The organism is Kitasatospora sp. NPDC001225 (assembly GCF_053597855.1).
The window spans coordinates 1-9020 of record NZ_JBSFJC010000216.1; the positions used below are offsets into that span (position 1 = coordinate 1).

The 9020-nt window shown below is 75.8% G+C and carries 5 protein-coding genes, 1 pseudogene and 1 riboswitch; of the genes and pseudogenes, 5 read left to right on the plus strand and 1 reads right to left on the minus strand.

The window, feature by feature from the left end:
- Positions 1-69: 69 nt before the first annotated feature.
- Positions 70-1482, minus strand: coding sequence for a hypothetical protein (locus ACWDCZ_RS37320; RefSeq protein ID WP_449818245.1), 1413 nt, complete (start codon positions 1480-1482; stop codon positions 70-72).
- 130 nt (positions 1483-1612) lie between these two features.
- A riboswitch (cobalamin riboswitch) is annotated at positions 1613-1689 on the minus strand.
- Positions 1690-2018: 329 nt separating this feature from the next.
- Between ACWDCZ_RS37320 and ACWDCZ_RS37325 the strand changes: the two genes are divergently transcribed.
- The 5 genes and pseudogenes from ACWDCZ_RS37325 to ACWDCZ_RS37345 form a co-directional block, all read left to right on the plus strand.
- Positions 2019-4868, plus strand: coding sequence for a prenyltransferase/squalene oxidase repeat-containing protein (locus tag ACWDCZ_RS37325; protein ID WP_449818246.1), 2850 nt, complete (start codon positions 2019-2021; stop codon positions 4866-4868).
- Positions 4865-5953 (plus strand): hypothetical protein, encoded by a 1089-nt coding sequence (locus ACWDCZ_RS37330; RefSeq protein WP_449818247.1) that lies wholly within the window; start codon positions 4865-4867, stop codon positions 5951-5953. The genes ACWDCZ_RS37325 and ACWDCZ_RS37330 overlap by 4 nt, the downstream gene beginning before the upstream one ends.
- Before the next feature lie 4 nt (positions 5954-5957).
- A complete protein-coding gene (locus ACWDCZ_RS37335) occupies positions 5958-7196 on the plus strand; it encodes a CbiQ family ECF transporter T component (protein ID WP_449818248.1) in 1239 nt (412 codons plus the stop codon).
- On the plus strand, positions 7193-8836 hold the full coding sequence (locus ACWDCZ_RS37340; RefSeq protein ID WP_388046767.1) for an ABC transporter ATP-binding protein: 1644 nt from the start codon (positions 7193-7195) through the stop codon (positions 8834-8836). Before ACWDCZ_RS37335 ends, ACWDCZ_RS37340 begins: the two co-directional genes overlap by 4 nt.
- Positions 8833-9020: pseudogene (locus tag ACWDCZ_RS37345) on the plus strand (ECF transporter S component); the annotation flags it as partial. The gene ACWDCZ_RS37340 and the pseudogene ACWDCZ_RS37345, both read left to right, overlap by 4 nt.

Below are 9020 nucleotides of genomic sequence, written 5' to 3' on the forward strand. Positions count from 1 at the left end.
CGGCGCCCCGGCCCCTTCTCCGGAAGGGGCCGGGGCGCCGGTGCCCCCGTCCTGCGTCGCGTCGTGCGGTCAGCCGCCGTAGCGCAGCGAGACGGTGTCGCCGAGGTGGACGGTCGCGGCCCGGGCGGCCGGGGTGGCGGTGGCGCCGTCCAGGCTGAGCTTCCAGGTGGAGGAGCCGGCGTTGGCCGTGCCGTTGAGCGCGGTGACGGTGCCGCCGCCGGTGGACGGGGTGACGGAGGTGACGCAGCCGCTCGGGGTCGCGGTGGCGGCCGCGTCGAGGACGTCGGCGAGGGTCGTGGTGGTGCCGGTCGGGGTGAGGGTGACGGCGCAGACCCTGAGCGCGCCGGTGCCGTCGTCGACGACCAGCGGGAGCCGGGCGGCGGTGCCGGCGGTGAAGTCGGTGGTCGCGGCCCAGGCGGGCTCGCCCGCGGCGGTGGGGGCGGGCGGGGTGGCGGTGAACCCGGCGCCGGCGACGGCGCGCAGGCCGTCGACGGAGGCGTAGGCGGACGGGCTGGTGTCGGTGGGAAGGTACTTGAAGCCGCCGCCGGGCTTGAACTGCTGGGAGATCAGGAAGTCGACCGGGGTCTTGCCGGTGCCGCTGGTGAAGTCGGTGCCCTGGGGGTTGATGCCGCAGGCGTTGAGGCCGGACACGGCCCAGCCGTTGGAGTCGGTGTTCACCCCGAACATGGCGTTGAAGGCGCCGGAGGAGGCGAGCTTGCCCTTGAGGAAGTTCTTGGCGGCGACGATCGCGGGATCGGTGCCGGGAACTCCGCCGGTGCAGAGGGAGGCCATGGCGGCACCCGTCATGTCGATGTCGCTGCCCTGGGCGAGTGCCGTCGGGTCGCCCGCGGCCTTGCTGTAGTTCCAGCCGCCGTCGTTGTGCTGGTTGGCGCGCACGGCCGTGACGGAGGCGTCGAGCAGCGGCTGCGGGGCGCGCTGGGCGCCGGCCCGGGTCCTGGCGCCGGCGAGGGCGAGCAGGCCGAAGACGGTGCCGTTGAAGTTGGCGGACGGGCCGTAGTAGCCGGGTTCGGCGGTCTGCCAGTAGGCGGTGAGGTCGGCGAGGAGGTTGCGGCCGGGGCCGACACGGGCGGGGTCGATGCCGGCCGCGTAGGCGTTGAGGACGGCGCGCTCGTAGTCCGTGGCCACGGGCGAGGTGCCGGGCCAGCCGGGGGCGGCGAGCTGGTTGCGGTAGACGAGGCGGGCGTTCCTGCTGCTGTCCCCGCCGGGGGTCACGTCGGCGGCGGCCGTTCCGGCGGCGGCGAGCGCGCTGAACGCCCACTCGTTGGAGAGTCCGCCGCCGGTGACGTAGCTGCCGTCGGCGGCCTGGAGGGACTTCAGGTACGTGACGCCGGTGCTCTTGGAGGTGGCTGTCTGGGCCGGGGTGGCCGTCGCGTGGGCGGGGACGGCGGAGAGCAGCAGGGCGCCGGCCGTCAGCGCGACGGTGGTCGCCGAGGCGGCGCGGGACGGGGTGCGGAGGGGCACGGGACAGGCTCCTTGGGGTGGCGGGCGCCGACCCTGCCCCGGGACTCCCGCGTCCGCTGGGGGCGCGACTGCCGGAGCGGTCGCCGCCCGGATCGCGTGGGCCGGCATTCGCCGTGGTGCGTGGCCGGGCGGGCATTCGGGCTCGGGACGGTACGGTCACCGCCCCACACCGCTGCGCGTCAGCCCCGGGTTCGCACCGGGTTCCCCCGCTCGGCCACCGCGGACGCTACCGCACAGGTCCGTCGCCCGACGAGGTGATGTGATCGACCTGACGACCCGTTGACTCTCCGTCGGTCAGCGTGGTCTGATGAACCGATTTTTTGCCCTCGGCATTCAGGGGAAGCCGGTCCAACTCCGGCGCTGACCCGCAACCGTGGACCCACCTGGGGGTGGGTGAGCCGGAATGCCTGGACCGGGGGTCTGTTCACAGAGCACTTGCGTCGTCGCGGACTACGACGCGGTTTCGACGGCCCCGTGCCCGCGGGCGACCGTCGGCTGCGCCGTCGCCTCGCGTGTCGACCGACCAGGGAGTCGTCGTGAGGGTCAGCAGCAATCGCACACGTCACAGAAACCGGGACCTCGCCTCGCTGGTGGTCGCCGGCACCGTCTCCATCGCCGCCTGCGGCACGGTCCTGCTCGGGTACCCGGGTACCGCCTCGGCCGACCCGATCGAGCAGTGCACGGCGACGACGGGCGCGATCGTCGCCGTCGACTTCACCCACTGGGGCGGCGGCGTCGTCCGGGGCTGCGACGCCCACCCCACGACGGGCATGAACCTGCTGCACAACGCCGGCTTCACCACGACCGGCACCGAGCACGACGGACCGGCCTTCATCTGCCGGCTCGGGACCGGGACCTTCAACGGCGGCGCCCAGTACCCGACACCGGCCGAGGAGCCGTGCGTCAACACCCCGCAGGCCACCGCGTACTGGTCGTACTGGATCGCCGAACCCGGCCAACAGACCTGGTCCTACAGCCGGTTCGGGGCCGGCACGCAGAAGCCCAAGCCCGGCGAGGTCGAGGCCTGGGTCTACGGCGGTACGGACATCGGCGGAACCAGCGGGGCGCCGAACTTCACCCCGGACTCCGTCCGCGCCAGGAACGGCGGCCCCTCGCCCTCCGCCTCCCCTTCGGCAACCCCGACCACGAGCCCGAGCCCCACCGGATCCCCCTCCGCCACGGGCGACCCGGCGGCCGCCGCGGCCTGGCTGGCCGGCCAACTCGTCGGCGGCGACCACATGGAGAACTGGGCCGCCCCGGGGCCCGACTACCCCCGGACCGCCCTCACCGCCATCGCGCTCGCGGCGGCGGGGACGCAGGACCCGGCGCTGCGCAAGGTGGTCGCCTTCCTCGACGCCCACACCGACGCGTTCCTGCACCCCGACGGGCCGGCCGGCGCGCCGGACACCAGGGCCGCCGCCCTGCTGGCCCTCGTCGCCGAGAGCACCGGCCGCGACCCGCGCGCCTTCGGCGGGCGGGACCTGGTCGCCGCGCTCACCGACCACGTCTGCACGGGGGCGGGGGAGAACGGCAGGTGCACCGCCGCCGGGGACTTCCTCGGCGCGTCCTCGCCCTGGGTCCAGTCCCTCGGCGTCATCGCCCTCCAGCGCGGCGGCGTGACGCCGCCCGCCCCGGCCCTCGCCCGGTTCGCGGCCTTCCAGTGCGCCGACGGCGGCATGGCCGGTTCGATGATCGTCGCGGGTGACCACTGCGAGTCCGACCCGTCCGCCACCGCGATCGCCGCCCTCGCCCTGCGGACCGCCCCCGGCTACGAAGCGGCCGCCAGGAAGGCCGCCGACCAGCTCGCGGCGAGCCAGCAGCCAGACGGCTCCCTCCTCCCGTACCCCGGCGCCCCCGGCGACACCACCAGCACCGCGATCGCCGCCCAGGTCTTCCAGGCCACCGGCCAGGACGCCCACCGGGCCGCCGCCACCGCCTGGCTCGCCGCCCGCCAGGGCAAGGACGGCGGCTTCGGCCCCGACGAGTCGACCATCGACCCGGACGCCGTCGCCACCGAGCAGGCCCTCCTGGCCCTCACCGGCACCGACCTCACCACCGTCCGGCACAACCCGGACGGCCCCACCACCACGCCGACCCCGCCCGCGGGGAGGAAACCCGACGCGGCCAAGGGGAGCGCCTACCTCACCGACCCGGCCCGCCTGATCGACGGCCACTACTACGAGGGCTTCCCGGCCTTCGCCGACTTCGGCCTGACCATCGACGGGGCCTACGCCCTCGCCGCGACCGGCACCGACGACGCCGCGCTGCGCCGGATCGTCGACTTCCTCGACCAGCAGGGCAAGGACGCGAGCGAGCGCACCGTCAACGACTGGACCGCGATCGGCACCGAGTACGCCGGCGGCGGGTCCATCGGCAAGGAGGCGCTGCTCGCCGAGGCCGTCGGCCGCAACCCGCGGGACTTCGGCGGCCACGACCTGATCGCCGCCCTCGCCGCGCTGGTGTGCGCCAAGGCCGACGCGACCACCGGCTGCGCCGCCCCGGGTAACTACGCCTACGCCACCTCCGTCTTCTCCCAGGCGCTCGCCGTCATGGCCCAGCTCCGGGCCGGGGAGTCCACCAGCGTCGCCCCCGCGATCGCCTACCTGAAGGGCCTCCAGCACCCGGACGGCTCCTGGCCGAGCCTGATCCCCGCCACCGGCGACTCCGACGTGGACAGCACGGCGATGGCCGTCATGGCCCTCGCCCTCGTCCCCGGGGACGAGGCCGCCCGGGCGGTCGACCAGGGGCTCGGCTGGCTCGCCGCGCGGCAGCTGCCCGACGGCGGCTTCCCCGGCGCGTCCGGCGACTCCACCAACTCGGCCGCGCTGGCCGTCCAGGGCATGACGCTGCGCCAGGCCGCCTACGGTGGACAGATCGCCAAGGCGCTCGACTTCCTCGCCGGGCAGCAGAACGGCGACGGCGGGTTCAACGTCGCGGCCGCCGGGCAGCGGGGTTCGGACATCCGCGCGTCCACGCAGGTGCTGGGCGGTGCCACCGGCATCTCCTTCGGGACGCTGTCCCGCGACCTCGCGGGCACGCCGACGCCTACTCCCACCGGGACTCCGACCACCACCCCGACGGGAACGCCCACCCCGACGGTCAGTCCCACCGGGACGCCGACCGGCACCCCGGCGGGCTCGCCCACGACGACCGCGCCGATCCCGGCTACCGACACCCCTTCGTCCGGCGGCATCGACACCCCGAAGGGTGACAGTGCCGCCGGGGCAGGGGGCGTACCGGTGCGGACCGGTTCAGGCGGCCTGGCCAGTACCGGAAGCCAGGCACTGGCACTGACGGCGGGAGCCGGCGCGCTGACCGCGCTCGGCGCCGGGGCCGTCCTCGTCGCCCGTCGTCGCACCGCGGCCGCCCCGGGGCGTCACCGGTGAGCCGGGGACTCGGCACGCGCCTTGCCCGGCTGTCCGGGGCGGCGTCGCTGACCTTCGCCCTCGCCTTCGGCGGCGTCGCCGCGGGCACCACCCCGGCCGCCGCGACCCCGTTGCCGATCGAGCAGTGCACCACCACCTCCGGTGCCGTACTCGCCGTGGACTTCGGCAAGTGGGGCGGCCCGCTGCTGCGCTCCTGCGGCACCACGCCCACCACCGGGTTCACCCTGCTCAACCAGGGCGGTTGGAAGACCACCGGCACCGGCCACGACGGCCCGGCCTTCATCTGCCGGATCGGCTACAGCGGCTTCCAGGGCGGCAGGCAGTACCCGACGCCGGAGCAGGAGAAGTGCGTCCTGACGCCCCCGGCCACCGCGTACTGGTCGTACTGGCACGCCGATCCGGGCCAGAACGAGTGGTCCTACAGCCAGCTCGGCGCGATGCTCTACCAGCCGAAGCCCGGCAGCGTCGACCTGTGGATCTTCGGCGGCACCAACGTCGAGGGCACCGAAGGCCGTCCGACGATCTCGCCGGACAGCGTCCGGGCCCACAACTCCAGCCCGGGCGGGCAGCCGGCCGACCCCGGCCAGGGCACGACGGGCGGCTCCGGCGGAGCGGCGGGCGGTTCCGGTACGACAGGCGGATCCGGTACGACGGGCGGCAGCGGCTCCGGGTCGACCGGCAGCACTGGCTCAACCGGCGGCCGGGCCCCGGCCCCCGCCGCGCCCCAGCCCGGCGGAGCCCGTCCGCCTGGGTCCGCCGCGACCCCGGGGACGGACCCCGCCATCCCCGAGGACGGCAGCACCCCGCCGGGTGCGCCCGACCCCACGCCGGTGCCGGCCGAGCCGTCCACCGCCCCGCCGACCGACGCCCCGAGCGACCAGTCGACACCGCAGACGGCCGCGGCCGAGGCCGGGCCCACGTCCGTGGCAGCCGTGCCCGGCGGGGTGGTGGACGCCAACCCGGTGGCCGACGCCCCGCACGACTCCGGGTCGATGGTCCCCGCCGTGCTCGGCTCGGTCCTCGTCGTGGCGCTGGGCGTGGCCACGGTGGTGGCCGCCCGGCGCCGGCGCCGACGGGCCGAGTGATCCGGTGGGCACGCTCGACACACGCGAGTCCGGCTCCCCGCAGCGCGCCCCCGGGCGTCCCGCGGGGGGCCGGCGCGTCCCGCGCAACCTCCACCCGCTGGCCTGGTGGGCCTGGGCGCTCGCCCTGGCGACGGCGGCCAGCCGCACCACCAACCCGCTGCTGCTCCTGCTCGTCCTCGCCGTGCTCGGCTTCGTGGTCACCGCCCGCCGCAGCGAGGCGCCGTGGGCGCGCGGGTTCACCTACTACCTGTGGCTGGCCCTGACGGTGGTGGCGATCCGGGTGGTCTTCCGGTGCGTCTTCGCCACCGGTGTCACCCCGCACGACCACCTGCTCTTCTCCCTGCCGCACATCCCCACCCCCGCCTGGTACGCGGGCATCGAGATCGGCGGCCCGGTCTCGCTGGAGGCCACGCTCTCGGCGGCCTTCGACGGGCTGCGGCTGGCCTGTCTGATCTGCTGCATCGGCGCCGCGAACACCCTGGCGAACCCCAAGCGGGCGCTGCGGGTGCTGCCCGGGGCCCTGTACGAGCTGGGCGTCGCCGTGACGGTGTCGCTCAGCGTCGCGCCCCAGCTGGTGCAGAGCGTCCAACGGGTCGCCCGGGCACGGCGGTTGCGTGCCGGGCGGCGCAAGGGCGTCCGTGCCCTGCGCAGCATCGTGGTGCCGGTCCTGGAGGACGCGCTGGAGCGTTCGCTCAGCCTCGCGGCCGCGATGGACTCGCGCGGCTACGGGCGTTCCGGCACCGCCTCGCGCCGCTCCCGCCGGCTGACCGGCGCGCTGATGCTGCTCGGCATGTGCGGCCTGTGCGCCGGGGTGTACGGGCTGCTGGACGGGACGGCGCCGGCCGCGCTCGGCCTGCCCGCCTTCCTCGCTGGTGCCGTGCTCTGCGTGGCGGGCCTGCTGCTCGGCGGGCGGCGGGTGCGGCGCACCACCTACCGGCCGGACCGCTGGCGGGCCGCCGAGTGGGGCGTGGCGGGCTGCGGGGTGACCGCCGCCGTGCTGCTGTTCGCCACCGTCGGCTACGACGCCACCGACCTCAACCCCTCGCTGTACCCGCTGACCTGGCCGACTCTGCCGCTCGTCCCGGTGCTCGCCCTGCTGCTGGCGGGGGCGGCCGGGATCGTCTCGCCACCGCCCGGCCGGACGCCCGGACCCGCCGCCGGGCCGGGGCCGCGCCCGGCCGCACGTCCCGACGCCGCTCCCACCGACCGCACCGACCGCACGACCTCCGAGGTGAGCACGTGATCCGATTCGACCGGGTCGGCGTGGTGTACGACGGCGAGAGCACGCCCGTCCTGCGCGACGTCGACCTGCACATCCCGGAGGGCGAGCTCTGCCTGGTGGTCGGCCGCACCGGCGTCGGCAAGTCGACCCTGCTCGGCGCCGTCAACGGACTGGTGCCGCACTTCACCGGCGGCACCCTGCGCGGCCGGGTCACCGTGGACGGCCGCGACACCGCCCACCACCCGCCGCGCGAACTCGCCGACGTGGTCGGCGTGGTCGGGCAGGACCCGCTGGCCGGCTTCACCACCGACACGGTGGAGGAGGAACTGGCGTACGTCATGGAGCAGTTGGCGATCCCGCCGGAGACCATGCGCAAGCGGGTCGAGGAGACCCTGGACCTGCTCGGCCTGGCCGACCTGCGCCACCGGGCCCTGTACGAGCTCTCCGGCGGCCAGCAGCAGCGCGTCGCCATCGGCTCGGTGCTCACCGCGCACCCGCGCGTCCTGGTGCTGGACGAGCCGACCTCCGCGCTCGACCCGACCGCCGCCGAGGAGGTGCTGGCCGCGATCACCCGGCTGGTCCACGACCTCGGCGTGACCGTCCTGTTGGCCGAGCACCGCCTGGAGCGGGTCGTCCAGTACGCCGACCGGGTCGCCTACCTGCCCGGCGACGGGACGGTCGTGCACGGCCCCCCGGCCGAGGTCTTCCGGGACACCGCGATCGCGCCGCCCGTCGTCGACCTCGGCCGACTGGCCGGCTGGCGGCCACTGCCGCTGTCCGTCCGGGACGCCCGCCGGGCCGCCGCGCCGCTGCGGGAGCGGCTCACCGATCTGCCGGTTCCCCCGCCGCGCCGGGCAGCGGTGGCGGGGGAACCGGTGCTGGAGGCGACGGGGGTCGTCGTCCGGTACGGGCCGGTGGCCGCCGTCCGGGACGTCCGGCTGGAGCTGCGGGCGGGCGAGGTCACGGCGCTGATGGGCCGCAACGGGTCCGGCAAGTCCTCGCTCCTGTGGGCGCTCCAGGGCTCCGGGCCCCGCCAGGGCGGCAGCGTGAAGGTCACCGGCGCCGGGGGCGGCCCGGCCGCGGACCCCAAGCGGCTGCCCGCGGCCCGGGCCCGGCAGCTGGTCGGGCTCGTCCCGCAGACCCCCACCGACCTGCTGTACCTGGAGACGGTCGCCCAGGAACTCGCCCAGAGCGACCTCGAAGCCGACGGCGCCGGCGGGCCGACCGCACGGCAGGTCCTCGACCGCCTGGCCCCCGGGATCCCGGACGGCACCCACCCCCGGGACCTCTCCGAGGGGCAGAAGCTGGCCCTCGTCCTGGCGATCCAACTCGCCGCCGCACCAAGGGTCGTGCTGCTGGACGAACCCACCCGGGGGCTCGACTACCAGGCGAAGGAGGCGCTGACCGGCATCGTGGACGCCCTCGCCGCCGAAGGCCGTACGGTCGTCGTCTCCACCCACGACGTCGAGTTCGTCGCCTCCGCCGCCGACCGCGTCGTGGTGATGGCCGAGGGTGAGATCGTCGCCGACGGGCCCACCGCCGAGGTCATCGTCGCCTCGCCCACCTTCGCCCCGCAGACCGCCAAGATCCTCGCCCCGCTCGGCTATCTGACGGTGCGTCAGGTCGCGGCGGCCGTGGAAGCGGTGGAGGCCGCCCGGTGACCGCCGTCCGGATCCCCGGCCGGGCCCGTGTCGTCGTCGCCCTGGCCGCCTTCATCGGGCTGGTGGCCTTCACCTGGCCGTTCGTCGTCGCGCCCGGGCGGTTCGGCTCCAACTACGCGCCGCCGCTGATCTTCGGCGCCCTGCTGGTCCTGGTGCTCGCCGTCGTCGTCGCGGAGATCTCCGC